Origin of the sequence: Algimonas arctica (assembly GCF_014652695.1) — a bacterium.
GTDB classification, from domain to species: Bacteria; Pseudomonadota; Alphaproteobacteria; order Caulobacterales; family Maricaulaceae; genus Litorimonas; species Litorimonas arctica.
On record NZ_BMZH01000001.1, the window covers coordinates 279,724 to 301,616 of the forward strand.

Genomic DNA, 21,893 nt, shown 5'->3' on the forward strand with positions numbered 1-21,893 from the left:
CTTTTTTTATGCACTAAACTCTATTTGCCAGTTTCAGGAGCCGGAATTTGATCGGCGAGAGGGCCGATCTGAATGAAGCTTGGGCCGCTTGGCTTCCCGAAATCGGCATCGTCCACCGTCTGAACATCTTCAATTGTCACAGAGCCAAAGAGGCCGCGTTTACGAATGCGACGGAACTTTTCACTCTGCTCTGAGAGCGCACGCGCCAAGACTTGTGGCGGCCCGGACGTGCCCGTTTCGCTATAATTGTTGACTTCAGAGAGCTGAATACGATCTGAATCGCCATTCGTCAGATCAGCGACAGATGTTTCATAACTGGCGATCTTAAACGGCTGCGTTGCCTTTAGGAGCTGCTCTTTTACATCTTCGTTTGACAAGCCGATCATGTGAGACCGGACGTCACGATCAAAGTTGCTAAAGAAATAGGGGGCCGCATCTTGGTAGTGACGTGAGATATGAGCTGTTTTGCCATAAACCATCACACCGCGAAGAGAGTTGGCAAACTCTTCAGCTGAAAACCGCAGAGTGTCTTGCATATTAGAGGCTGTGTAGGCTTTGCGCTGCAAAGATGGTGACCCGATATCACCGTGGAAAAATCCGTAAATGACCAGCGGATCATTCCAGTTTTTATAAACAATATCTTCTCGGATGTTACGCAGCGAAAGGGACACGCCGTCAATTGTCACTCTGCCAATGTCATGAAAGGATCGACCATCAGGGTCAGTTTCCCGTGACGGGTCTTTGATGGGGTAATGGGACGCAATGGCTTGAATCACCAAAGCATTATGCAGGTTAAGCCAATAGGCGAGCTGTTCACTTCTCGGCAGCATGGAAATGCCAACGCTGTTACCGATGCTCTCTAGATCAGTTACATAGTCATCTATGATCTGTCTGAATTCAGGGCCCATTTTTTCGAACACAACTTTATTGCCTTCAAGACGGTAAGGCGATGTGTGTCCAAACACACGGCGAGAGCCGACAATCGGCTCTGGCTTCGAGGCACGCTGTCTTAGACTTGGTCCTGTATAATAGACCATTTCCTTGAGCATCTCGTCCCAGATTGTGAAATCCAAGCGAACTGATCGTATTGGGTTGGGCGTGAAGCGATCGAATTGCGAGGCCGTGACGGCCAGACTGGAGTTAAACGCAGGAGACCGAACCGTTTGTGCTTGTGCAAAAACGGGAGCGCTTGCGCTCAGCGCAAGCAATAATGAAAGGGAAATGGTTGTGTGTCTCATAAAAACCCTAAAGCATAAAACGAGACAATAATCCAGAAATAATTATCGAAAAACGATAATTATTGAGCGGAGGCTAGTTAAGCGCGCCACCCATTTGGCTAAGACCATCTTTGAAAAGACGGGTCCGATCTGCCGCGCTCATCTCTGTGCGAATGATTTGTTCGGCTATATTTACGGCTAAGTCAGCCGCTCTGGATTTAACTTCGGCTAAAGCTTGAGACTCAGCAGATGCGATCTTAGCTTCGGCTTGGGCGGCACGGCGATGCAAACGGTCTGTAAGGTCCGTACGCGCCTTAGCGGCCATCGCCTCGGCATCGCGACGCGCGCGCTCGACGATTTCTTCTGCAAGAGTTTCTGCTTCGGCTTGCTTGCGCTGGTAAGAGGCGAGCAAAGCTTGGGCTTCTTCACGCAAGCGACGGGCTTCATCAAGTTCCCTCCGGATCGTATCGGCGCGTTTATCCAGCGCTGATCCAGCGGCTTTGAAGCCACCTTTCCAAGCGACAAGTGCAAGAAACAAAAGAACCGGGACAAGAACCCAGAATTCTGATGCGAGGTACCAGGCTTTGCCGCCCGCAAAAATGAGGTTGGCCGTCATGGGATCAAGCCTTGTTCAGAGCAGCCGTCAATGCGGCTTTGGTGACTGTCTTGCCCGTCAGTTGAGAGACAATTGTCCCGGCAACATCTGAGGCAACGGCATCAATGTTGGACAAAGCCGCCGTTTTGATTTCGCGAATACGGGCTTCCGCAATGTCGGCTTCGCGTTCAGCGTCCGCATCCGCGGCATCTAGTTCGGATTGAATTTCGGCGTCAAGAGATTGACGCGTGCTTTCAGCAACATTGGCGGCCTTAGCCCGGGCACTGCGGAGGGACTCTTCAAAGGCTTTTTCGGCTTCTTCAGCCTCAACTTTCATGCGCGTGGCGCTGTCGAGGTCATCCGCGATCCGGTCTGACCGATTAGCAAGTGTGTTGCGTAAGTTCGGCAGAATGAATCGCGACAAAGCGAAATAAAGAACGGCAAAAGTCAGGGCGAGCCAGAAGATCTGGCTCGTCCATGTGGAGAGGTCGAGTTGCGGCAAGCCCACAGCAGAAGCTTCTGCTGCGTGGTCACCACTTTGAGGGATGGTTTCAGCCGCCATCAACTTAATCTCCATTAAACTGACACGAAGGTCAGTCGATCAAAAAGCCTAGACGAACAGGATGATCATGGCGAGAACGAAGCCGAACAGGCCCGTCGCTTCGCAAAGCGCAAAACCGAGCAGCAGGTTTGTCTGCTGGCTGGCGGCTGCGGATGGGTTACGCAGAGCACCTTCGAGGTACTTTGAGAAGATCGAACCGATGCCAATGCCGGCGCCGATGAGGGCTGTACCAGCTAGGCCGGCACCGATGTAACGTGCTGCTTCTTCCATTTTATTTCTCCTTGGAAATCGCTGTGTTAAACGTGAAAAACTTAGTGATGACCGACGTGATAGACGTCGTTCAGATAAACGCAGGTCAAGATTGCGAAAACGAAGGCTTGAAGCGCTGCGACAAGAAATTCAAGCGCGACGATCCCTAATGTTCCGACAACCGGAAGGATAACGCCGACGGACGTGATACCACCCTTGGCCAGCAAGAATGCAGCAAAGATAGCGAAAAGCTTCAACAGAACGTGGCCCGCAACCATATTGGCGAACAGACGCACGGCGAGTGTGACGGGGCGCGATAGGAACGAAATAATCTCAATCGGGATAATGATCAGATACATTGGCAAAGGCAGGCCGGATGGGGCGAATATCTTAAACCACCCGAGGCCGTTTTTGAAAATACCCGCGACCATTACCATCAAGATCGTAAAAATGGCAAGCGCGGCAGTGACCGCAAGGTGCGACGTTGTTGTAAAGGCGTATGGGTTCATCCCGATCAGGTTAGAAAACAGAATGAAGAAAAATATTGCGAAGACGTAAGGCATGAAGCGCATCGCTTCCGGCCCAACTGTGTCGCGAACCATGTCGGCGATAAATTCGTAGGACAATTCGCCCATCGACTGCATCCGTCCGGGGATGAGCTTGCCGCGCATTGTCAGGATGAAAAATCCAATGATCAAAACGACAGACACGACCATCCAAAAGGACGAATTCGTCCAGGACACCGTTTGTCCGGCGATCTCAAATAGATCGGCTTCGCGCTCGATCTTAAACTGTTCCATGGGTCCGCTAGCCACGTCCCGCTCCTTCAGTCTTCATCATCCGGTTCGGGGACTTTATCACCAATTGGCAAATGAGCCGATTTCGCATTCATGGCATCCGCCGTACGAAATACACTCATAAACCCGGCGGCAATGCCGAACCCAAGCCCTAAAAAAAAGCCCCAGGGTTTCGTTCCGAGGAGTGTGTCGATCCCAAGACCGAGAAACATCCCCACAAGAACGGACACCAGAAGCTCCGTGCTTAATCGCCATGCCATTCCAAGTAAGGAGTTGTCGTCTCTCTTATCGGGACCGATTTTTGCAGCGCGTCGCGCGTGAGCGCTAGCGAGCTTACTCTCGAGCGTGTCGAGATCGGTCGGCGAGGAGGGGTCGGACTGTCCGTTCTTTTCCGGCATGAAAACCAAGTGTTACGCCTCCAAAAGAGTACTGGGACAGCACCCTTCGAAAGCGCGCTCTACCTAACCAAGCGGATAGGGGAAGTCAACAATGGTAGGCGCGTTGTTAAGTCGCTGTTATCACATGTAAATTTCGTTTTTCGTAAAGGTTTTGACAGACTTTTTTCAGAACGGTTCAAAGCCAACGCGAGTCAGCCGTCTTGAGGGCATAATTTAGGAAGAACACCTATCTCGTCATCAGTCCCGGTTAGAAATGCTTTGGCGAGTGTCCCGACAAATTATTCTGCGGCCACCAACTCTTCGGCGCGTGCGAGCTCGACGGACAGCAATTGCGACACGCCTTGCTCAGCCATTGTCACGCCGAATAGACGGTCCATGCGGCTCATGGTGACAGGGTTGTGGGTGATGGCGATGAATTTCGTGTTGGTGAGGCGTTTCATCTCGTCCAGCACATCGCAATAGCGCCCGACATTATAATCATCGAGCGGCGCATCGACTTCATCGAGAACACAGACCGGCGCTGGGTTGGACAGGAAGACGGCGAAAATCAGTGCCGTCGCGGTCAACGCTTGCTCCCCACCAGAGAGAAGGCTCATCGGTTTGAGTGTTTTACCCGGCGGACGAGCGAAAACTTCTAGGCCCGCTTCCAGAGGATCGTCGCTTTCTGTCAGGCTCAGCCACGCTTCGCCGCCCCCAAACAGGGTGACGAAGAGCTTGGCGAAATGGCCATTCACGACATCGAAGGCTTCGAGCAGGCGCTGACGCCCTTCGGTATTCAACTCATCAATACCTTCGCGTAAACGTGCGATGGCTTTGATCAAGTCTTCGCGTTCGGTGACCATGGTGTTGAGCGTTTCTTCTTGCTCAACCGCTTCTTCATCCGCACGTAGATTGACGCTGCCGAGCTTCTCGCGTTCTGACGCTAACCGTTCTAGCTTTCGCTCTATATCGTTCTCAGACAGGGCCAATTCTGGCGAGAGCTCGCCGAGGTGTTCACTCAGTTCTGACGGTTCGCATTGCAGCGTTTCGTTAATACGCGCTTTGGTCTCGCCAATCCGTTCTTTCGCCGCAATGAGTCGCGCGTCGGCACCGGCACGCGCCTCTCGGGCTTCTCCGGCCAGACGCTCCAGATCGCGCGCGTTGATTTCAGCCTCACGCAGTGCCGTTTCTGCCCCCGCGAGCGAATCGGCGGCCGTTTTACGCCGGGCTTCTGCGTCACCTAATTGGGCGAAGAGCGCTCTGCGGCGGTCTTCGAATTTATCCGGCCCTTCCGTCGCGGCCTGATAGTTCATTTCGGTGGCATCACGGCGGCCTTGCAAGGTCGCGACACGGTCGGTAGCTTGGCTTTGGCGACGGTTCCAATCCGAGCGTTCCGACTCGACCGCTTTTAACCGCGTTGTCCGGGCGTCAATGGCGTTCCGTAGTGATCGATAGGTTGTGTTTTTTTCGTCAGCATCCGCGCGTGCCGCAAAAAGCCGCTCTGAAAGAGCTTCACGTTTCGGACCCAAAGTTTCGTCGCGATCCGCGCCATCGACAGCGGACTTGGCCGCGTCGCGTTGTTGACGCAACTCTGTGATTTCGGACTGCAGGCGCTCAATGCGCTCTTCTAAGGATCGCTTTTGCGCCGTTTCGCGGGCGACATCCGTTTCATATTGCGCAAAGGCGGCTTGCGCGGCCCGTTCTTTGCGTTCCAGCTCGGGCAGGACGGCACGAGCGGTGGCCGCCCGGTCCTTGGCGGCGTTTCGACGATCACGGGCGCGCTCAAAAGCGGTTTGCGCTTGCGTTACAGCGTCTTCCGCGGCGTCGATTTCCGCGACCATATCTTGCAAGCGGCCTTGTTGCTTTAACCGAACGGAGGCGGCTGTTTCTGCGCCCGCTTCCATCACAAACCCATCCCAACGAATGACATGACCCCCGCGGGTGACAAGACGCTGACCGGGTTTGAGCTGTGATGCTAAATCAACCGCACTGTCGGTGACACCGATTTGACCCAATCGGGCGACCAGCTCCGCCGGGCCGCTGACAAGATGAGAGAGCGGTGTCGCACCAGACGGGAGAGACTGAGACGCTTCCGCCGCGCCCGTCCACCGCAAAGTCGCACTGCCGCCAACGCCGGCTTCTAAATCTTCGCCAAGCGCGGCGGCCAGCGCTTGCTCATATCCTTTTTGGACCGTGATTTGTGACAGGGCGGTGGCGTGATCGCGGGACCCGCGATTAACGATCCGGTCCAGCGCAGACCGCTCAGACGTGAGTACGCCGAGTGCAGACTTGGCATCTGACAAAGCTTCCCGCGCAACTTGATCCGCTTCCTCCGCTTCATTCCGACGCGCCGCTGCGTCACGTTCCGCCGATTTGGCGGCTTCGAGGGCCGTCAGCGCATCCTTGGCGGATGCCGTAAACAGGTTCGCCGACGCGCCGCTATCGGATGACATGGACGCCAGTTTCGACTGGGCATCTTCGAGTTCACGTAACCGACCCGATAAACGGCGTTCCGATTGGTCTAATTCCCGCGCGGCGCTTTCCGCCCGGGCCGTTTGTCCGGCGATCAATGTCGTGAGTTCGGACATATCTGCTTCGATCTGATTGCGCAGACGCAACGCCACTTCGGCCTCATCTTGCGCCGCATCGAGCGTGGCCGATTGGTCGCCAACCGCAGCGAGATTATCATATTCGATTTTCAGCCGCGCTTCGGCTGTTTGTGCGTCAACAAGAATGCCGCTTTCGCGTTCAATGTCCGCGCTGAGCTGTTCGATTTGCGCTTTAAGCTTGCGGACTTCCGATGTCGCGGCTTGCTCGTCAGCTTCCAGCGATTCTTTGGCCGCATTCAATCGGGCGAGGACCGCGGCCGCGATCAATTGTTCTTCTTGCTTGGGCTTGAGTGTGCCGGACAGATCGGCGGCGAGACGTTGGGCTTCGGTCGCTTTTAGAGCCGTGTCTTGAACATTGGCTTCACACGCTCGTAGCGCGTCGGTGGCTCCAGACAATGTGTCCAAGGCAGCAACCCAACGTTTCCGCCATAGGAGCGCTTTATATTCATGGATTTCGCCCGCGAGCCGCTTGTAGCGCGACGCTTGCCGCGATTGACGGCGTAGGCTCAACAACTGGCTTTCGATCTGCGCGACAATATCTTGCAAACGGTCGAGATTATTTTCGGCAGCCCGAAGACGTAGTTCCGCTTCGTGACGGCGGGAATGAAGCCCCGATATCCCAGCCGCCTCTTCCAACACCCGGCGGCGGTTGGCGGGTTTAGCGGAAATCAGCTCGCTGATTTGGTTTTGTCGGACGAGAGCCGGGGAGTTTGCCCCGGTGGACGCATCGGCGAAGAGAAGCTGCACATCCTTGGCGCGCACAGTCTTGCCATTGACTTTATAGGTCGACCCTTTGCCTTTGGTGATAACCCGCATAACTTCGAGTTGTTCGGAATCATTGAAGGCCGCAGGGGCCACCCGCGCGCTATTATCAATTGTTAGTGTGACATGGGCTTGGTTGCGGCCTTGTCGTTGGCGCGTTCCAGAGAAGATGACATCTTCCATCTGTGCGCCGCGCATGGCCTTGGCACTATTCGCGCCCATGACCCAGCGCAAAGCTTCGAGCAGGTTGGATTTGCCGCAACCATTGGGTCCGACGACGCCCGTCAGACCCGGTTCTATAATAAAATCAGTGGGTTCGACGAAGCTCTTAAAGCCTGTCAGATTGATCTTGTCGAAGACCAGCGAGCCCATAATTTATTCAGCAGACTCAACAGTAGGTGTCTCTTCGTCCGTCACCTCAGAAGGTGTTTCACCGAGTAGACCCATAAGGACTTCGTCCATCGCTTCGACAGATCCGATTTTAGCGGCTTTGCCATTAATGAAGAATGCCGGAGTTCCGGTGACGCCCTCATCAAAACCTTGCTCCATTTTACTATTGATATGATCGCGATGGGCCTCATTGGCCATACAGGTCGCAAACTCTTCTTCGCTCAGGCCGGACGCTTTGGCGAGATTGATATAGGCGGTCCGGGCATTCCCAGCCTGCGCCATCTGTGTGATTTGTTGCAAACGATCAAACTGGAGCTTGATGTTTTTGAAGTAGTTATCAGGATCGGCGCAGAGCGCGATTTTGAACCCGGCTTCTGCCAATTGTGGGTTACCAGTCAGGAATTCGCGAAAGACGAACCGGACTTTACCCGTATCAACATAGCGCGCCTTGAATTCAGGATAGACCGTCTGATGCCAATAGGAGCAGCCAGGGCAGGTTACAGACGCATATTCCACGATGACAAGCGGCGCATCGACGCGGCCAATGGCGTGATCGTCGGGGCGCTCATAAGATGTTCGGTCCGCAGTTGACGCTGTCGTGGGCGTGCTCGTTGCGGTTCCGTCTGTTGTCTCGGCGGCATTTCCACACGCCGTAAATAAGGCTGCAGTGCCGATGAGGAGTGTTGTGCGAATCAGTGAGGCCATGGTGGAGCATCCCGAATTGGAGGTGGAGTTCAAGCCGTGCCTAAACGAATCAGGGGCGCGGATCAGCTATAAAAGACGGTGTTTGTGGATAGCCCGTGGCGTAAACACTAAGGACGGGCAGAGGAACGACCTTCAACCCAGCCTTTGATCGCGTTTGCATCATTCGCGCCGTTCATCACAGAGCCATTGAAAATGAAGGAAGGAATGTTGGAAATTCCGGCGGCTGCAGCACGATCAGCAGAGGTTTGAAGCGTTTCCATATGAACTTCTTCGCTGAGACAGGCGGCAATACTGGCCGCGTCATCTAAGCCGGCGACTTTGGCGATGCCGTCATATTGTGACTTGATCATCATGCCGTCATTGGACCCAGCTGCCTTAAGGATCGTGTCTTGTCGGGCGAATTGATCTTCAATAACCTTCATATAATCCTCTTCAACCGCACATTCTGCCATCAAAAACCCGGTGAGGGAGAGTTGCAGAGGCTGACTTGGAAGAGGGCGAAATATAACGCGGAGTTTTCCGGTTTCAATCAGGTCGGATTTTACCACTGGCCAATCTTTGGCAAACCAGCTGCCGCAATGCGGACAAACATTCGACGCATAGACAATAAGGTTGTTTTGAGCGTCCGCGCTGCCAATTACATTATCCGTTGGCGCTTCGCTGAACACATGGGTTGGTGTGGGATGATCATGACCGTCAGTCGTGGGATCCGCAAATGCCGGTGCGGCGACGAAAAGAGATAAAGCGATAATCGACGCGCGGATCATGATTGGTTCCTAATAACTTCGCGGCCGAGCCGCCCCAAGACATCCTTTAACCGCTCATTGCGGACTTGTGTAAGGCCTTCGCGCAGTGCGTGTTCTTCTGAAGGGGTCAACCCACGTTTGGGTTTCTCGGCGGGAGATGTATTGGCGGTTGGGGCCGATTGGACAACCTGAATGCGGGACACATGGCCTTCGCCAAGGTGGGTGTTCAGGCGCTGCAAAATAGGGCCTGAGGCCGCTAAAATGAGCGCGGCAGCGGGGCCGGGCGCGCTAATCACAAGTGTCCGTTCACCGTTACTGGCCCGAAACCGGACGGGGCTGCTGATCTTTGACCACCGTGGGCCCATAATCTCCGGCCAAACATCGGCCAATGCGAGGGCGGAGCTGCCCCGTTTTTGCCCGCCTTTTTTGGCGAGTGGACGCATAACCCGGTTCACGGCCATGCCCGCGCTTGGTAACATACGGGCTTGCGGACGAGCGCGACGCGCTTCTAGGTAGCGCTCGACTTTGGCGCGCTCAGCGGGTGTGAGAGGACGGTTTGTCACGCGTGACTTATCCGTCATTACGGGCGGCAGGTAAAGCGAACAGGACTGCGCTTAGAATTAACAAATAGAAACGCCATGTGGACTGAACAGCAAATTATCGAAATTCGCGCGGCGTTGTTACGGTGGTATGACCGGCAGGGTCGGACCTTGCCGTGGCGTGTGCGGCCTGAAGACCGCGCTAATGGGGTGATCGCTGACCCTTATGCTGTGTGGTTATCCGAAATCATGTTGCAACAGACAACCATCCCGCACGGCACGCCTTATTGGTATAAATTCCTCGACCTTTATCCCTCCGTGGAGGCTTTGGCCGCCGCGCCGCTCGATGATGTCCTGACCCATTGGGCGGGGCTGGGCTATTACGCACGAGCCCGAAACCTGCATAAATGTGCGATCACCGTGGCCACTGAGCGCGGCGGGGAATTTCCGCGTACGAAAACTGAGTTACTCACGCTGCCGGGGATTGGAGATTATACAGCCTCAACAATTGCCGCGATTTGTTTCGATCAACCGACGAATATTGTCGATGGCAATGTGGAGCGTGTCATATCGCGGATGCACCGCGTTGAAGAGCCGCTGCCCAAAGCCAAGGCCTTCATAAAGTCACTGGCGGCGGTGATAGCGGATTCTGACCGTCCCGGCGACTATGGCCAAGCGGTGATGGATTTGGGGGCTACCGTTTGCACGCCACGATCTCCCTTGTGCGACAGTTGTCCTTGGTCTGACTGGTGTGAGGCGCTCGAGGCGGGCGATCAAACGGCATATCCGAAGAAGGCCCCGAAGAAGAAACAGCCCATCCGCTTCGGCGGGGCCTATGTGATGATGCGAGATGGCGCGGTATGGCTGCGGCGACGGCCCTCCGAGGGGTTGTTAGGCGGAATGATGGAGGTGCCAACGTCAGAATGGGCGGACGTGATGCCCTCCGTCGTCCCTCCAGTGGAGGCTGACTGGTCTCGGTCTCCCGCCCCCGTAAAACACGTTTTCACACATTTTGAATTGCGGCTTGATGTTTACCGCACCGAAATTGACGGCGACCCGGACGGGGAGGGCCGTTGGGTCGCTTGCGAAGCTTTGTCGACGGTGGCGCTGCCAAGCCTGTTTAAGAAGGTTTTGCGAGCCGTCGGGATTTAGGCCTCCGCCATTTCCGCTCTGATTTGTGAACGGTAGGTATCAATCGGTGTGAGGCCCTTGGCGCCCATGAAGTGCCAGAAGGTCCAGCCATTGCATGACGGAGCATCCGTCAAATGTGCGCCGACTTTGTGGATTGAGCCCTCAAAGCCGTCTTCTGTCGCGAGGCTCCCGTCGGCGCGGACGCGGGCGGAGAGTTTACCTTTGGCAGAGAACAGTTTCGTGCCGATATCAATCATGCCGCGTTCGACCAGATGCGCGAAAGGCACGCGCGGTTCTGACCGTTTCGAGCGGGTGATTTTGATGGCTTCGGTGCCCGCAGGACGCACCTTGGCGATCCGTTTGCGCGCGTGGGCAATATAATCATGTTCGCGCTCAAGCCCGATAAAGTTGCGGCCGAGTTTCTTCGCGACCGCGCCTGTTGTGCCGGTGCCAAAGAACGGGTCGAGGATCACATCGCCCGGATTAGAGGTTGAAAGAATGACGCGGTGCAGGAGGCTTTCAGGCTTTTGCGTCGGATGGGCTTTGCCGCCGCCTTCCGTCTTCAATCGCTCATGGCCCGTGCAAATCGGCAGTGTCCAGTCGGAGCGCATTTGCACGCCGTCATTCATCATCTTCATCGCATCATAGTGGAAGGTCGGCCGCGAACTCTCGGATTTGGTCGCCCAGATCAACGTTTCGTGGGCATTGGTAAAGCGCGTGCCGCGAAAGTTCGGCATCGGGTTTGTCTTGCGCCAGATAATATCGTTTTGGATCCAGAACTTCTGATCCTGTAGGACTGTGCCGACACGGAAGATATTATGATAGCTGCCCATGACCCAAATGGAGCCATCCTCTTTCAATACGCGCCGCGCGGCCTGTAACCAGTCATGGCTGAATAGGTCATAGCTATCCATCGTGTCATATTGGTCCCAAGCCTCGGTGACGCCGTTCACAGTTGAATTGTCTGGACGAGACAGATCCCCACCCAGCTGTAGATTATAAGGCGGGTCCGCGAAGACCATATCAACCGACCCGGCAGGCAGGCTGTTCATCAGATCGACGCAATCGCCTTGCAGAATTTGGTTCAACGGCAGCGTGGCCGTTCCAGTCGCATCTGACGTCTCTGTTTGACTGTGGGCGGGGGAACTATTGTCGGATACAACGCGAAGATGGCTCATGGGGGTCCTGACGAAGGTGAGTGTCTCAATTTCGGTCAAGGTGGGGCGAAGAGGGTAAATGCGGTGTTAAACCCGATATTTTTCAAAGGTTAACGGAAATTAGGGTCGGTAAATATCCACAGGTCAGAACGTTAACTTTTACCGTTGCGCTTTGGTCCATTAGAAGGCCATAAAGATCGCAATGAAGGGAAATTTTATGAAGACTACACTCCTCGCAACAGCCCTATTTATGGCGGCGACCCCGGCTTTTGCTGCAGATATGAGCACCGAGTTACGCACCCATGTGCAGGCCGATTATGACGCGAACCTGTCGAGCCTGTTTGTTCACCTTCATGAAAATCCGGAACTTTCCTTTCGTGAATTTGAGACATCAAAACGTATCGCGTCCGAACTGACCGCGCTGGGATATGACGTGACAACTGGCGTGGGCCAGACCGGAGTCGTCGCTGTGCTGAAAAATGGTGACGGTCCAACCGTTATGATTCGCGCCGATATGGACGGACTTCCGGTCAAGGAAGACACGGGGCTGTCCTACGCCTCGACGGCGACACAGATCGGAATCGACGGGATCGAAAATCCGGTCATGCATGCCTGCGGACATGATGTGCATATGACATCACTGATCGGCACGGCGCGTCAACTGATGCGGCTCAAGGACGATTGGTCGGGGACGCTCGTTCTGATTGGACAACCGGCCGAGGAAATTATCTCCGGTGCGCGCGCGATGATTAAGGACGGTCTTTATGAGCGTTTCCCAAAACCGGACTACGCCATTGGGTTCCACGTTGGGGCCGCGGGCCCGGCGGGTAAAATCATGGTGCCTAAGGGACTCGCCTACTCAAGCTCCGATAGTGTCGATATTCATGTTCACGGCGTCGGTACGCACGGGGCCTCGCCGCACCAAGGGGTTGACCCCATTTTAGTCGCTAGCGCCATTGTCGTGAATCTACAAAGCATCGTCAGTCGATCCATTAGCCCGCTCCAACCCGGTGTCATTACAGTCGGCACCTTCAACGCCGGAAGAAAGAACAATATTATTGGCGATCAAGCCGAGTTGAAACTCACCGTTCGGTCGGATGACCCTGAGGTTCGCACAACACTGCTCGACTCTATCGATCGTGTCGCAAGAGGCACGGCAATCGCTTACGGCGTCCCTGAGACCTTAATGCCCGAAGTGACACGGCTCTCGCGCAATACGCCGCCTCTGAAAAATGATGAGGAAGCAGCCATATTTGTGGAACAGGCTCTTGTCGCAGCGATGGGAGCGGACACGATCGTCGAACCGATCCGCCTTGGTATGGGCGCGGAAGATTTTGCTGAGTATATCACGCCGGAACTTGGCGTAACGGGCGTCTTTCTATCGGTTGGCGGCACACCGGTTGACGAGTTGGACACAGCCGCAGGGCATCACTCGCCATTCTTCAAAATTGCGCCGGAACCGTCGATCACAGCGGGAACCGAAGCGATGACCCTAACGGCGATGAGCCTATTTAACCGGGAATAGTGACCACCTGTGGACCAATACGCGCGCAGGTTTCGATCTGCGCGCGAAATCGGCTAAGCACGCCCCATGCGCCAATATCTCGACCTTCTCGCCCACGTTATGGAAAAAGGCACAGACCGCAGTGACCGGACGGGCACGGGCACGCGCGGCGTGTTCGGCTATCAGATGCGCTTTGATCTGGCCGACGGCTTTCCGATGGTCACGACCAAGAAACTGCACCGCAAGTCCATCATCCACGAACTCCTCTGGTTCGTCGCGGGCGATACGAACATCACTTACCTGCAAGAGAATAGCGTCAAAATTTGGGATGCGTGGGCGGACGAAGACGGTGATCTCGGCCCGGTCTACGGCAAGCAATGGCGCCGCTGGGAAGGCCCAGACGGCAAAGTCATTGATCAGCTTATACAGGTCATTGAGAGTATTAAGACCAACCCGAATTCGCGGCGTCACATTGTTAGCGCGTGGAATCCCGCCGATGTTGAGGACATGGCCCTGCCGCCGTGTCACTGCCTGTTTCAATTCTTTGTCGCGGATGGGAAATTGTCCTGTCAGCTCTATCAACGCAGCGCCGACATTTTCCTCGGTGTCCCATTCAATATCGCGAGCTACGCGCTGCTCACCCACATGGTCGCGCAAGTCTGCGGTCTAGAAGTCGGTGACTTCGTCCACACGTTCGGCGACGCGCATATCTATCACAATCATTTCGACCAAGTGCGCGAACAGCTTACGCGCGAACCGATGGGGCTGCCGACGTTAGAATTGAACCCGGATGTGACGGATATTGAGGGCTTTACGTATGCGGACGTGAAACTGGCGGGCTATAAAGCGCACCCGCATATTGCGGGGAAAGTGGCGGTGTAAGGTATGAGCGAGCCTAATGACTTACAAACCATATTAGATTCGTTAAGAACTTTTTTAGCGGCTTCTTGGTCGTCATCTATGAAATTCGAAAGATTTGACCGTTTCGAAAATTTTTGAATTGACTGGCTTCAGGCAAATTGGGAGCTGATGGTTGAAAGCAGTGTCCTCGACTTTCCAGACTTTCTTGAAATTTACGGCGACGGCGCAGACATTAACGGAGCTAGTTCGCGAATTTTATTCCCCGATAAGTTAGCAACGAAAAGAATTATCTGCTGCCCACCTTCTGGTGCTATAATGCAAGATCTTCTTACCGGAGACAAAATTGTGCATGGGAACAGCCATCTTGTCTTTGATCGTTTTGTAAGGATGACAAAGAGCGGATGGTATGAGGAGGCTCCTGACTTTGATTATATACTTTGCACACAAGGAAGTCGCGAAATTGTCATGCCCATTGAAACAACACAGTTTGAACTAATCTCTATCGGGTCTTAAGCCTTCTTCACAAACTCCGTCTTCAACTTCATCGCGCCGATCCCGTCGATCTTGCAGTCAATATCGTGATCCTCATCAACCAAACGGTTGATCCGAACTTTTGTCCCGACCTTCACGGTTTTGCTCGTGCCTTTGACTTTTAAGTCTTTGATCAGCGTGACCATGTCGCCGTCTTGTAGCTCATTGCCATTGGCGTCGCGGTAGACTTTGGCCGCGCTGTCGGCGGCAGCCCATTCGTGGGCGCATTCGGGACAGATCAGCAGCGGGCCGTCTTCATAGACATATTCGCAGGCGCATTCAGGGCAGGGTGGAAGTTCGGACATAATAGGATCAGATCAGAGCGAGAGGGATATAGGGAAGACTGGCGATGATAATTGTCAATCGGGTGAGCATGCTGCGCGCAATGCCAAAGGGCAGGGCGGTGAGTTTGGTGCCGAGCCAGAGGACGAGGGCGATAACGGGGAACATCCAGAGCGGGAGTATGGCGAGCGACAGGAACGCGGCAGCCAAGAGGAGCACGGCCAGTCCGGCGACGGCTTTGGTCACGGAGAGTTCGCCTGCTGCAATCGGTCGGTTCGGCTTTTCGTCGCGCCGATCCTGATGAATGTCGCGTAGATCATCAATCAAAGCGAGTCCGGCGACGGTTAGCATCCAAACGACGGTGGCCCAGACAGGCAGCCACAGGTTTGTAGCAACGCCTTTATAGACTGCCGCGGTAACGAGGATCAGAAGCGGTAGTGGAAACCAGAGGCGCCACGGTCGCATGGCCTTGAGTAATGTTCCCAGTTCCGATGTGCGCTCTTCCAAAATTGTGACGGTCTCGCCCGCTGCGGTCCGGGTCTTGGTCGTCCCGTGGGGTGGTCGCATGCCGTAAGCGCTGTGCGCGACTTTCCACACGGCAAAGTCCTGCCGGCTGTTGCCCGCATAATCGAACCCGTCGGGGAACCGCTCGGACAGGAACGCGGCCTTATTCTCAGACGTCATATTATAGGTCGGTGACGTGCCGAAGCTCTCGGTGATGAAATCAAGCCGCGCGCCTAAACGGTCCACCAATGATTGTTCCGAGCCAGAGCAGAGATAGACCTCGCGTCCGTCGGCCACGGCCTGCTCTGACAGGGCGACGATTTTCGGCTCCAATGGCATGACGTCTATGTCGAGTGTCTCGCTGATCCGTGCGACCATTTCTTGCTTCATCTGCGGTTTGTCGTCTTTTCCGACGCGCGCATAATGCAGCGCTTGGTCCGGATCGCGCATCACGGCGGCCAGAATCATTTCATGCGTCAGGTCGTTTTTGAGCAATGTCCCATCAACATCCAAAATAAGCGGGCGGCTCATGCCGAATCTCGTTCCATCGTGTTCCGAATAATCCACCAGATCACGAATGCGCCAAGCATTTTTCCGATGATACTCATCGCGACATTGGGGAGGGTGAACATCCCATCGCGGATCGCTTCCGCGCCGAGGAGAAAGACGGATGTGTCGATAGGCGCTGCGATGGCGGAGGAGAGCAACACGCGCGAAGAGAGTTTGAGCTTGGTAAAGGTAAAGACGAGCCAATCGATCATTTCTGATACGGCGAACGCAATGCCGGACGCCAATGCTAATTCGCCGCCTGATGTGACCCATGTGAGGCCGAGCGCAATGGCCATCGCGAGTAAAACCCAATGCCCAATTTCGCGTTGGGCGAAGTCGCGCACGACAAGGACAAGTCCGGTGACGATGGTGACGGGGTTGAACATCCATCCCAAGCCGGGAAGCTCCACCATCGGCGCCCACGTAAAGCTCCAATTGATAAACGGGATCAGCAGGACATAAACCAATGTTATGATCACGGCCCGCGTCGGGGTGGAGAACGGCTCTTTTGTGGCGTAAGTCGACATAATTGCGCCTATACGCATCACGCGCCTCCCTGTAACCCTCATCGCTATGAATCTCTCGCGCCCTCCCATTCTCGCCGCCATCGTTGCGCGCTCCACAAATCATGTCATCGGTCGCGATGGCGAATTGCCGTGGCGGCTGCGGTCTGATTTGCAACATTTCAAACGGGTGACCTTGGGCAAGCCGTGTTTGATGGGGCGTAAGACGTGGGAGAGCTTACCGTTTCCTTTGCCGGGACGCCCCAATCTGGTGCTTACGCGAGACGCAGAATACCAAGCTAAAGGCGCAGAGGTGTTTACCGACCTTCACGCCATGGTCGGACGCGGGGCAGAGCTGGCGGGATCGCTCGATGTTGACGAAGTGATGATCATTGGCGGCGCGCAGATATACAAATCGCTTATGCCGTGGATAGGCCGTATCTATGAGACCGAAGTCGACGTGGTGATTGAGGGGGATGCGTATTTCCCTGAACTGACCGCTAAAACATGGGTTTCGCATGATGAGACGCAGCATTCTGCCGGCAAAGGCGACGACCATGCGTTCAAAACCCGCAGGCTAGACCGCCGATTGTCAGAGTCATCATCTTGAAAGCCGTTCACGCCTACGCCACATAGAGCTGGATTCGATTGGAGACCATGAATGGCGGACAATAATTCACCCTGGGGGCCGAAAGGCGGCTCGGGCGACAAAGGGAACGGCAATTCGCCGTGGGGAACAGGCGGCAAAGGCAGCGGCGGGAAAAAACCGACCGGCTCCGGCGGCCCGGACCGTTCTGCTGATCTCGACAATGTTATTGAGGGTTTTAAAGCCCGCGTGAAATCTGGCGGCCCGCGCCGTCCGGGGTCTGGCGGCGGTGGCGGCGGTGACATGCCGAATTTCAAGCTTGGACCTTTTGGGCCGCTCGGGATCGTTTTGGCCATTGGTGCTGTTTTGCTGATCTCGACCTCTGTCTATACGGTTGATCAGACAGAACGCGCGCTCGTTCTTCGTTTTGGTGATTATGTTCGCACAGAAGGCCCCGGCCTTAAGTTCAAACTGCCAAGCCCGATTGAGACAACCTATAAGCAAGAAACCGAAATCATCCGTAAGGATGCGATTGGCGGCAATGATGCGTCATCGCTGATGCTGACAGGTGATGAGAATATCGTCGATATTGATTTTACGGTTCTGTGGCGGATCAGCGATCTCGCGAATTACTACTTTGAAGTCGAAAACCCGGCACAAGCGGTCGAAGCCGTCGCAGAAAGCGCGATGCGTGAAGTGATCGGTCAAAATGAGCTAGAAGGCATTATCACGACGGATCGTCTGGCGATCACGACATCCGTTCGCGATCTGATGCAGAATGTTTTGGACGAATATAAAACGGGCGTCCGGATCGTCGAAGTGCAGTTGCAAAAAGCAGATGCGCCTGACCAAGGGAACGTCGTTGATGCCTTCCGCGATGTTGTTGACGCCGCACAAGAGCGTGAAACAACAATCAACGAAGCCACATCGGTACAGAATGATGTCGTTCCCCGCGCGCGCGGTGACGCGGCTCAAATCCTGCAAGAAGCGGCGGGTTACCGCGACTCTGTGATTGCTGAAGCTAAGGGTGAAGCCGAACGCTTTAACTTGATCTATCAGGAATACCGCCTCGCGCCCGTCGTGACGCGGCAGCGTATGTATCTCGAGACAATCGAAGAAGTGTACGCGCCCGCTGAGAAAATCATCCTCGATAGTGATGCGGGGACGGGCATTGTTCCTTACCTGCCGCTTGATAAAATCGGCGCTAATCGCCCGCGTGGAGGTCAGTAATGAAAAACCCTCGTCTTATAATGCTCGCCGTTCTCGGCGGCGCAATTATCCTCGCAATCGTGGCCTCTCTCTTCACCGTTGAAGAGCATGAACAAGCCATAGTCTTCCAGTTTGGTGAAGCGAAGCGGGTCGAAAACCCGTGGGGCGGCGAAGCCAATGCCGGTCTGAAAATGAAAACGCCGTTTATTGAAAACGTCGTTTACCTGTCACGCCGGAACCTCGAAGTCGATCTTCGTCCAGTTGAACTTTTGGCCGCTGACCAAGAACGCCTGATCGTTGATGCCTTTGTGCGTTACCGCATCACCAACGCCATCCGCTTCTATGAGAAGCTGCGTGACGAACGCGGTGCGCAGGATCAACTTCAAGCGATCTTTGACTCAACGCTACGCGATGTTCTTGGTCGTGTAGATACACCGGAAATTATTTCCGGTCGTCGGAGCGAACTGATGGCTGAAATTCAGTCTGTCGCGGACGGCGTTGCCGAAGCCGAAGATTTGGGCATCGACATCATCGACGTGCGGATCAAACGGGCCGACCTTCCACGTGAAAACTATGATCGTGTGTTCAAGCGCATGGTCTCGCAGCGGAACCTCGAAGCGTCACTGCTTCGCGCTGAGGGTGAAGAGCAAGCGCAAGAAATCCGTGCGACAGCGCAAAAAGAAGCTCGGGTTATCCGCGCTGAAGCGCAACGCCAAGCGGAGGTCATTCGCGGTGAAGGCGATAAACAAAGAAACGCGATCTATGCGTCGGCCTATTCAAAAGACCCCGAATTCTTTGCCTTCTATCGCTCTATGGAGGCCTATAAAAAAGGTCTCGGCGAGAACACGACCTATATCTTGTCCCCGGACTCAGACTTCTTGGGATATCTTGATGACCAACGAGGCGGGCGTTAATCTGTCAAACAGGGGCTGCGCGCAATGAGCGCGGCCACTGTTCTGCTCCTCGTGTTCGGCGGCGCGCTCGCCGTCGAGGGCTTGGGTTGGGCTCTCGCGCCCGACGCCATGCGCCGCGCCTCTGCCGAGGCGATGGCGATGCTGGATTCTCAGCGTCTCTCCCGCCTAGGCTTGCTTTGCACGGCGTTGGGGCTCTTGATGATCTGGATCGGTGTGCGTCTCCACGGTTAGTCGGATGAGGCTAATCTGACACAATCGTCATGCAAGGTCGGCGTTCGCCGTCTTGGCAAATCACTGAAACTACCGCACAGGGATGTTATGTTTCGTACCATCTGTCTTGGCTTGACCCTCTCCCTCACTCCGTTCGTGAGCGCGCAGGCGCGACCTGTTCCGGATAATTTTGTTGATCTAACAAAGCGCCTGTCGCCCGCTGTGGTCAATATTTCGACGGCTCAAACCGTTGAGTTTGGCAACGAGAACGTTCCGACTTTCCCTGAAGGCTCTCCGCTCGAACGGTTCAACGATTTTTTCGGAAATCGACCGGGACGTGACGGACGTGTGTCCAAGTCACTTGGCTCGGGCTTTGTGATTGACGCCAGTGGCTATATCGTGACCAATAATCACGTGATTGAAGATGCTGACTTGATCGAAGTCACTTTTCCGAATGGCGATACGTTTGAAGCGGCGCTGATCGGTCGGGATCCAGCCACTGATATTGCTGTTCTCAAGATCGATAGCGGCGAAGCCTTGCCTTTTGTATCCTTCGGGGACTCGGACGCATCGGAAGTCGGGGAATGGGTCATCGCGATTGGTAATCCGCTCGGCTATTCAGGGTCCGTGACGGCCGGCATTATCTCCGCGCGCAATCGGGATATTTCGGCGGGCAATTACGACGACTTTATTCAGACTGATGTTGCGATCAATCAAGGCAATTCAGGCGGCCCTTTGTTTAATATGGACGGCCAAGTCATTGGTGTGAACACGGCGATTATTTCGCCGACAGGCTACTCCATTGGACTGAGCTTCTCCGTCCCGAGTGATTTGGCCAAGAGTGTTTCAGCGCAGTTGATCGAGTTCGGAGAAACCCGGCGCGGGTATCTTGGTGTCCGGACGCAAAAAGTGAGTGCCGATATTGCTCAATCTTACGGTCTGAAAAGTGCTAAAGGCGCGCTTATTCGCTCACTGGTTGACGACGGACCTGCGGCGAAAGCCGGGCTAGAACGCGGTGATTTGATCTTGCGTATTGGCGACCGTGATATTGACGACACGCGCATCATGTTTCGCGCGGTTGCCGAAGCGCCCATCGATACGGATGTCACAATCGAATATATCCGTAAGCGTAAGCGCCGTACGGCGACGGTGCGTATGGAGCGATTGGCTGAAAACCTTAGCACCGAAGAAAAGCTTCAATTGGAAGTTGACGCGGGGAATGCCGAACGAACAATTGGTGGGCTTTCTGTCGAAGCGCTAACGGATGATGTGCGCCGCGCCAATCGTATTAAACCGGACGTAAATGGGGTTCGAGTCGTCACGATTGCAAAGCGGTCTCGGGCCTCCGGAAAAATCCTAAAGGGCGATATTATTGAAGAAGTCGCGTTCGAATCGGTCAAGACACCGGCTGAATTTGAAGCGGCGTTGCAAATGGCCTTAGAGACGGGTGAGCCCGTCACCCTTCTGATCAATCGTGGCGGAAATTATATTTTCTTCGCCTTAAACGGCTAGTCTTCAATAAATTCAACATCAGAATACCCTTGGAAATACAGGGCTGTACGTAAGTCTGTGCACGTAATGGCGCTATGGGCGGCGGCGGCGACAGCGGGTTTCGCGTAATAGGCCAGGCCCAAGCCAGCCGCCTCGATCATCGCTAAATCATTTGCCCCGTCACCGATGGCAAGGGCGCGCGTCGGGTCGCCATCACAAATGTCGATCAACGCGTCAAACTTCGCTTCACGCCCCAAAATCGGATAACCAACAGTCCCGGTTAGGGTTCCATCCGCGTCGACTAGTTGGTTCGCTTGATGGTTGAAAAAACCGCAGGCCGCAGCGACGCGTTCGCTGAAGAATGTGAATCCGCCGGATACGATCAAAGTCTTTGCCCCGTTCGTTGCCATCGTTTGTGCCAAGGTTCGGGCTCCGGGATTAAGCCGTATACGTTCGTCAAAACAGCGTTGCAGAGTCGATACGGGCAAGCCTTTTAACAGGCTGACACGTTCTTCTAACGCGCCTTCAAATCCGATTTCGCCGCGCATGGCGCGTTCTGTGATCTCGGAAACGCGGTCTTTGACGCCTGCGAAATCAGCGAGCTCATCAATACATTCTTGCCCGATTAAGGTGCTGTCCATATCACAGATCAACACCGTTTTGCGACGTCCTGCGACGGGTTGCACGCAGACATCCCCGGTGATTTTCGCGGCGGCGAGGATGGCGCGTGCGTCCGCGCTGTCCTTGGCTGTTGAGACAGCTTCGACGGCGCGGCCGGGGGATAGGGTTTTGACATCACGAAACCCGAGGGCCTGAACGCCTGCCGCTAAAATGTCGCCGCTGTGGTCCGGGAGGACAAATGTGGTGATCTGTTCTAGGGGCGCAGTCATGACAGGGCTCGTATAAATTATGG

23 protein-coding genes are annotated in these 21,893 nt (G+C 54.8%); 8 read left to right on the forward strand and 15 right to left on the reverse strand.

Annotation, left to right across the window (positions count from 1 at the left end; genetic code table 11):
* Positions 1–20: 20 nt before the first annotated feature.
* The 10 genes from IE105_RS01335 to IE105_RS01380 form a co-directional block, all read right to left on the reverse strand.
* The gene (locus IE105_RS01335) at positions 21–1,238 is read right to left on the reverse strand and encodes a DUF547 domain-containing protein (protein WP_189494575.1); all 1,218 of its coding nucleotides are present in this window, start codon (positions 1,236–1,238) and stop codon (positions 21–23) included.
* A gap of 73 nt (positions 1,239–1,311) precedes the next feature.
* Complete coding sequence (locus IE105_RS01340) at positions 1,312–1,833, reverse strand: F0F1 ATP synthase subunit B family protein (protein WP_189494577.1); 522 nt, start codon at positions 1,831–1,833, stop codon at positions 1,312–1,314.
* A gap of 4 nt (positions 1,834–1,837) precedes the next feature.
* Positions 1,838–2,374 carry a F0F1 ATP synthase subunit B family protein gene (locus tag IE105_RS01345; protein WP_189494580.1) on the reverse strand — a complete coding sequence of 179 codons (537 nt, stop codon included), beginning with the start codon at positions 2,372–2,374 and terminating at the stop codon, positions 1,838–1,840.
* Positions 2,375–2,422: 48 nt separating this feature from the next.
* The gene (locus IE105_RS01350; RefSeq protein WP_189494582.1) at positions 2,423–2,644 is read right to left on the reverse strand and encodes a F0F1 ATP synthase subunit C; all 222 of its coding nucleotides are present in this window, start codon (positions 2,642–2,644) and stop codon (positions 2,423–2,425) included.
* Positions 2,645–2,685: 41 nt separating this feature from the next.
* Positions 2,686–3,423 carry a F0F1 ATP synthase subunit A gene (locus tag IE105_RS01355; protein ID WP_189494979.1) on the reverse strand — a complete coding sequence of 246 codons (738 nt, stop codon included), beginning with the start codon at positions 3,421–3,423 and terminating at the stop codon, positions 2,686–2,688.
* 26 nt (positions 3,424–3,449) lie between these two features.
* On the reverse strand, positions 3,450–3,818 hold the full coding sequence (locus IE105_RS01360) for an AtpZ/AtpI family protein (protein ID WP_189494585.1): 369 nt from the start codon (positions 3,816–3,818) through the stop codon (positions 3,450–3,452).
* A gap of 278 nt (positions 3,819–4,096) precedes the next feature.
* A complete protein-coding gene (smc, locus tag IE105_RS01365; protein ID WP_189494589.1) occupies positions 4,097–7,540 on the reverse strand; it encodes a chromosome segregation protein SMC in 3,444 nt (1,147 codons plus the stop codon).
* Positions 7,541–7,543: 3 nt separating this feature from the next.
* Positions 7,544–8,263: a thioredoxin domain-containing protein gene (locus IE105_RS01370; protein WP_189494593.1), complete on the reverse strand. Its 720-nt coding sequence runs from the start codon at positions 8,261–8,263 to the stop codon at positions 7,544–7,546.
* A 107-nt stretch (positions 8,264–8,370) separates the two neighbouring features.
* The gene (locus IE105_RS01375) at positions 8,371–9,030 is read right to left on the reverse strand and encodes a thioredoxin domain-containing protein (protein ID WP_189494596.1); all 660 of its coding nucleotides are present in this window, start codon (positions 9,028–9,030) and stop codon (positions 8,371–8,373) included.
* Complete coding sequence (locus tag IE105_RS01380) at positions 9,027–9,590, reverse strand: DciA family protein (RefSeq protein WP_189494598.1); 564 nt, start codon at positions 9,588–9,590, stop codon at positions 9,027–9,029. The genes IE105_RS01375 and IE105_RS01380 overlap by 4 nt, the downstream gene beginning before the upstream one ends.
* A gap of 57 nt (positions 9,591–9,647) precedes the next feature.
* Here IE105_RS01380 and mutY point away from each other — a divergent pair, with 57 nt between their 5' ends.
* Complete coding sequence (gene mutY / locus IE105_RS01385) at positions 9,648–10,700, forward strand: A/G-specific adenine glycosylase (protein WP_189494600.1); 1,053 nt, start codon at positions 9,648–9,650, stop codon at positions 10,698–10,700.
* On the opposite strand, the gene IE105_RS01390 is transcribed toward mutY, so the two are convergent.
* Positions 10,697–11,857, reverse strand: coding sequence for a site-specific DNA-methyltransferase (locus IE105_RS01390; protein ID WP_189494601.1), 1,161 nt, complete (start codon positions 11,855–11,857; stop codon positions 10,697–10,699). The genes mutY and IE105_RS01390 overlap by 4 nt on opposite strands.
* 196 nt (positions 11,858–12,053) lie before the next feature.
* Between IE105_RS01390 and IE105_RS01395 the strand changes: the two genes are divergently transcribed.
* Positions 12,054–13,361 (forward strand): amidohydrolase, encoded by a 1,308-nt coding sequence (locus IE105_RS01395; protein ID WP_189494604.1) that lies wholly within the window; start codon positions 12,054–12,056, stop codon positions 13,359–13,361.
* 66 nt (positions 13,362–13,427) lie between these two features.
* Positions 13,428–14,222, forward strand: coding sequence for a thymidylate synthase (locus tag IE105_RS01400; RefSeq protein ID WP_189494607.1), 795 nt, complete (start codon positions 13,428–13,430; stop codon positions 14,220–14,222).
* Between the two features lie 488 nt (positions 14,223–14,710).
* On the opposite strand, the gene IE105_RS01405 is transcribed toward IE105_RS01400, so the two are convergent.
* Genes IE105_RS01405 through IE105_RS01415 form a run of 3 tightly spaced genes read right to left on the reverse strand, consistent with a single transcriptional unit; the run spans position 14,711 to position 16,612 of the window.
* Positions 14,711–15,037, reverse strand: coding sequence for a zinc ribbon domain-containing protein YjdM (locus tag IE105_RS01405; RefSeq protein WP_189494610.1), 327 nt, complete (start codon positions 15,035–15,037; stop codon positions 14,711–14,713).
* 7 nt (positions 15,038–15,044) lie between these two features.
* Complete coding sequence (locus IE105_RS01410) at positions 15,045–16,049, reverse strand: UbiA family prenyltransferase (RefSeq protein WP_189494613.1); 1,005 nt, start codon at positions 16,047–16,049, stop codon at positions 15,045–15,047.
* Positions 16,046–16,612: a hypothetical protein gene (locus tag IE105_RS01415; RefSeq protein ID WP_233353918.1), complete on the reverse strand. Its 567-nt coding sequence runs from the start codon at positions 16,610–16,612 to the stop codon at positions 16,046–16,048. Before IE105_RS01415 ends, IE105_RS01410 begins: the two co-directional genes overlap by 4 nt.
* Before the next feature lie 28 nt (positions 16,613–16,640).
* Between IE105_RS01415 and IE105_RS01420 the strand changes: the two genes are divergently transcribed.
* From IE105_RS01420 to IE105_RS01440, 5 genes are all read left to right on the forward strand, one after another.
* Positions 16,641–17,180 carry a dihydrofolate reductase gene (locus tag IE105_RS01420; protein ID WP_189494615.1) on the forward strand — a complete coding sequence of 180 codons (540 nt, stop codon included), beginning with the start codon at positions 16,641–16,643 and terminating at the stop codon, positions 17,178–17,180.
* A 51-nt stretch (positions 17,181–17,231) separates the two neighbouring features.
* Positions 17,232–18,386, forward strand: coding sequence for an FtsH protease activity modulator HflK (gene hflK, locus IE105_RS01425; RefSeq protein ID WP_189494618.1), 1,155 nt, complete (start codon positions 17,232–17,234; stop codon positions 18,384–18,386).
* Positions 18,386–19,279: a protease modulator HflC gene (gene hflC / locus IE105_RS01430; protein ID WP_233353919.1), complete on the forward strand. Its 894-nt coding sequence runs from the start codon at positions 18,386–18,388 to the stop codon at positions 19,277–19,279. The genes hflK and hflC overlap by 1 nt, the downstream gene beginning before the upstream one ends.
* A gap of 24 nt (positions 19,280–19,303) precedes the next feature.
* A complete protein-coding gene (locus IE105_RS01435; RefSeq protein ID WP_189494621.1) occupies positions 19,304–19,510 on the forward strand; it encodes a DUF2065 family protein in 207 nt (68 codons plus the stop codon).
* An 87-nt stretch (positions 19,511–19,597) separates the two neighbouring features.
* Positions 19,598–21,001: a Do family serine endopeptidase gene (locus tag IE105_RS01440; RefSeq protein WP_189494623.1), complete on the forward strand. Its 1,404-nt coding sequence runs from the start codon at positions 19,598–19,600 to the stop codon at positions 20,999–21,001.
* Here IE105_RS01440 and serB read toward each other — a convergent pair.
* Positions 20,998–21,870 (reverse strand): phosphoserine phosphatase SerB, encoded by an 873-nt coding sequence (gene serB / locus IE105_RS01445; RefSeq protein ID WP_189494626.1) that lies wholly within the window; start codon positions 21,868–21,870, stop codon positions 20,998–21,000. The genes IE105_RS01440 and serB overlap by 4 nt on opposite strands.
* Between the last annotated feature and the right edge of the window lie 23 nt (positions 21,871–21,893).

Coding starts and splice junctions, on each gene's coding strand:
- IE105_RS01435 (WP_189494621.1), top strand. CDS start 19,304: ATGAGCGCGGCCACTGTTCTGCTCCTCGTGTTCGGCGGCGCGCTCGCC.
- IE105_RS01355 (WP_189494979.1), bottom strand. CDS start 3,423: ATGGAACAGTTTAAGATCGAGCGCGAAGCCGATCTATTTGAGATCGCC.
- IE105_RS01420 (WP_189494615.1), top strand. CDS start 16,641: ATGAATCTCTCGCGCCCTCCCATTCTCGCCGCCATCGTTGCGCGCTCC.
- IE105_RS01440 (WP_189494623.1), top strand. CDS start 19,598: ATGTTTCGTACCATCTGTCTTGGCTTGACCCTCTCCCTCACTCCGTTC.
- mutY (WP_189494600.1), top strand. CDS start 9,648: ATGTGGACTGAACAGCAAATTATCGAAATTCGCGCGGCGTTGTTACGG.
- IE105_RS01395 (WP_189494604.1), top strand. CDS start 12,054: ATGAAGACTACACTCCTCGCAACAGCCCTATTTATGGCGGCGACCCCG.
- IE105_RS01405 (WP_189494610.1), bottom strand. CDS start 15,037: ATGTCCGAACTTCCACCCTGCCCTGAATGCGCCTGCGAATATGTCTAT.
- IE105_RS01335 (WP_189494575.1), bottom strand. CDS start 1,238: ATGAGACACACAACCATTTCCCTTTCATTATTGCTTGCGCTGAGCGCA.
- IE105_RS01410 (WP_189494613.1), bottom strand. CDS start 16,049: ATGAGCCGCCCGCTTATTTTGGATGTTGATGGGACATTGCTCAAAAAC.
- serB (WP_189494626.1), bottom strand. CDS start 21,870: ATGACTGCGCCCCTAGAACAGATCACCACATTTGTCCTCCCGGACCAC.
- IE105_RS01390 (WP_189494601.1), bottom strand. CDS start 11,857: ATGAGCCATCTTCGCGTTGTATCCGACAATAGTTCCCCCGCCCACAGT.
- IE105_RS01370 (WP_189494593.1), bottom strand. CDS start 8,263: ATGGCCTCACTGATTCGCACAACACTCCTCATCGGCACTGCAGCCTTA.
- IE105_RS01340 (WP_189494577.1), bottom strand. CDS start 1,833: ATGACGGCCAACCTCATTTTTGCGGGCGGCAAAGCCTGGTACCTCGCA.
- IE105_RS01345 (WP_189494580.1), bottom strand. CDS start 2,374: ATGGCGGCTGAAACCATCCCTCAAAGTGGTGACCACGCAGCAGAAGCT.
- IE105_RS01415 (WP_233353918.1), bottom strand. CDS start 16,612: ATGCGTATAGGCGCAATTATGTCGACTTACGCCACAAAAGAGCCGTTC.
- hflC (WP_233353919.1), top strand. CDS start 18,386: ATGAAAAACCCTCGTCTTATAATGCTCGCCGTTCTCGGCGGCGCAATT.
- IE105_RS01360 (WP_189494585.1), bottom strand. CDS start 3,818: ATGCCGGAAAAGAACGGACAGTCCGACCCCTCCTCGCCGACCGATCTC.
- smc (WP_189494589.1), bottom strand. CDS start 7,540: ATGGGCTCGCTGGTCTTCGACAAGATCAATCTGACAGGCTTTAAGAGC.
- IE105_RS01375 (WP_189494596.1), bottom strand. CDS start 9,030: ATGATCCGCGCGTCGATTATCGCTTTATCTCTTTTCGTCGCCGCACCG.
- IE105_RS01380 (WP_189494598.1), bottom strand. CDS start 9,590: ATGACGGATAAGTCACGCGTGACAAACCGTCCTCTCACACCCGCTGAG.
- IE105_RS01400 (WP_189494607.1), top strand. CDS start 13,428: ATGCGCCAATATCTCGACCTTCTCGCCCACGTTATGGAAAAAGGCACA.
- IE105_RS01350 (WP_189494582.1), bottom strand. CDS start 2,644: ATGGAAGAAGCAGCACGTTACATCGGTGCCGGCCTAGCTGGTACAGCC.
- hflK (WP_189494618.1), top strand. CDS start 17,232: ATGGCGGACAATAATTCACCCTGGGGGCCGAAAGGCGGCTCGGGCGAC.